This window comes from Oleiphilus sp. HI0079 (assembly GCF_001635105.1).
This window is the reverse complement of sequence record NZ_LWFT01000601.1, coordinates 1-1,779: the sequence shown is the minus strand read 5'-3', so window position 1 is coordinate 1,779 and position 1,779 is coordinate 1. Positions and strand designations below refer to the sequence as shown.

Genomic DNA, 1,779 nt, shown 5'->3' with positions numbered 1-1,779 from the left:
AATTACGGCGATGGATGGTATGAAGACGAGCTATGGCCAGCTTGGTTCGCGTTGGTCGTGAGCTTCGTTGTTAGAATTCATCACCAAAAAAAGGATCTTTGTTGGCGACAGGTTCTGAGGTTTGAAGCTCTTTCAATGCCTTTTCGCGTTGCTGGCTTTTAACCATGGCTTCGTCTAACTGTTCACTGTAAAGCTCAAGCCAAGATCTGGAGCCAGGAACCATGTGCGCCAAATCATAAATGGACGAGCGAACGGTATCCATGAACTTTTGTTTTGCTTGCTCTTGCTCTACCAGAATGCGCTGAATGGTGGCGTTAGAAGAGTTCTCGATTTTGTTATCGAGTGTCTTAAGCTGACTGCTGAGTTCTGCGAGGCGAATATCGTACTGTTCGAGAAGCTCGGCCTGGCCCTCTAAGGTCTGTATTGTTTCGGTATTATTTGATGGGCCTGAGTTCGCACTTACTCCGCCAAAGTAGTGCATCATGAATGCGGTAATTGAGGCAGAGAGCGTGACAATGAGTATCAGTGCGATAGACATTAGGACGATGCGGTTTTTACCCACTTTACCTTCTAGGGCATCAAGCCGTTGCTCTGGTGTCAACGTGATTTCCGCTTGTTTGTCTTCTTGCTCTGTACTCATAGCTGTCCTGCTGTTTGGCCATCTCTGGCAAGGTATGTGGCAACTTACTTTAAGGTAAGTGTAGACGGGATATAAAAAACAGCTAATGCAGGCGGTGTGGCCTAGGCAGAGCCAGTAAGCAGGTTATATTTTGCCATTAGCTGTTCTTGCGTTTCTTTATGCGCCGGATCGAGCGGGATGCAGTCTACGGGACAAACCTGCTGGCACTGCGGCTCATCATAATGTCCGACACACTCGGTGCATTTGCTCGGTTCAATCTCGTAGATTTCTTCGCCTGGAGAGATTGCCTCGTTTGGGCATTCAGGCTCACACACGTCACAATTAATGCAGTCATCAGTGATGATTAGTGCCATGGGTACTTCCTATTTCTTGCGTGATCAAATTAGTGGTTTTTGAAGTGTGATTTAAGAGCGTCCGACACCACGGGATGAACGAACTCATCGACATTCCCACCCAATACTGCGATCTCACGAATAAGTGTCGATGAGATGTACGATAAGTGATTGTCTGGGGTCAGGAATATGCTTTCTGCTTGAGGAACTAGTCTGCGATTCATATCAGCAAGCTGAAATTCATACTCAAAGTCGGATACGGCGCGTAATCCGCGAAGGATCACGTTGCCCTCATGTTCGCGAACAAATTCGGCGAGAAGATTCTCAAAGCCAACGACTTCAATATTNTCGATATGCGAGAGGACTTCTTGCGCGAGAGCAACGCGTTGCTCTAAAGGAAACAGCGGTCGCTTCTTGGGGCTAGCCGCAACAGCGATAATAATTTTGTCGAAAACACGCGTAGCGCGTTCGACGAGATTAGTGTGACCGTTGGTAATTGGATCAAACGTGCCCGGATAGATAACCGTTGTCATGCATTCGCCTCTGAGGGAAGTCATTATTAAGGGCCGCGATGAAGAGCGGCAAGTCCGCTTTTTGTGCCGGATTTAATCAAGGCTGAATAGTAAACAAATAAAGGCGTAGTGACAATGTGGTGGCAAAGACTGGGCGGGGAAAATGGGCGCTCAAGCGAGCGCCCGAAAAAGCCTAGCGCATGAAAATTGAGAAGATCAATTTATGGATGGCTGTACCGTAAGGAGGGTAAGCAAACTTGGTGCTATTAATCTTACCTTTCGCAAAAATTGGCTT

At 47.3% G+C, this 1,779-nt stretch carries 3 protein-coding genes; all 3 read right to left on the bottom strand.

Features of this window, described 5'->3' with window-relative positions:
- Positions 1–70: 70 nt before the first annotated feature.
- The 3 genes from A3750_RS10535 to coaD all read right to left on the bottom strand — a co-directional run bounded on the left by A3750_RS10535 (position 71) and on the right by coaD (position 1,505).
- Positions 71–640: a hypothetical protein gene (locus tag A3750_RS10535; protein ID WP_068453059.1), complete on the bottom strand. Its 570-nt coding sequence runs from the start codon at positions 638–640 to the stop codon at positions 71–73.
- Between the two features lie 101 nt (positions 641–741).
- Complete coding sequence (locus tag A3750_RS10530; RefSeq protein ID WP_068453056.1) at positions 742–993, bottom strand: YfhL family 4Fe-4S dicluster ferredoxin; 252 nt, start codon at positions 991–993, stop codon at positions 742–744.
- A 29-nt stretch (positions 994–1,022) separates the two neighbouring features.
- Complete coding sequence (coaD, locus tag A3750_RS10525) at positions 1,023–1,505, bottom strand: pantetheine-phosphate adenylyltransferase (RefSeq protein ID WP_068548249.1); 483 nt, start codon at positions 1,503–1,505, stop codon at positions 1,023–1,025.
- Positions 1,506–1,779 lie beyond the last annotated feature (274 nt).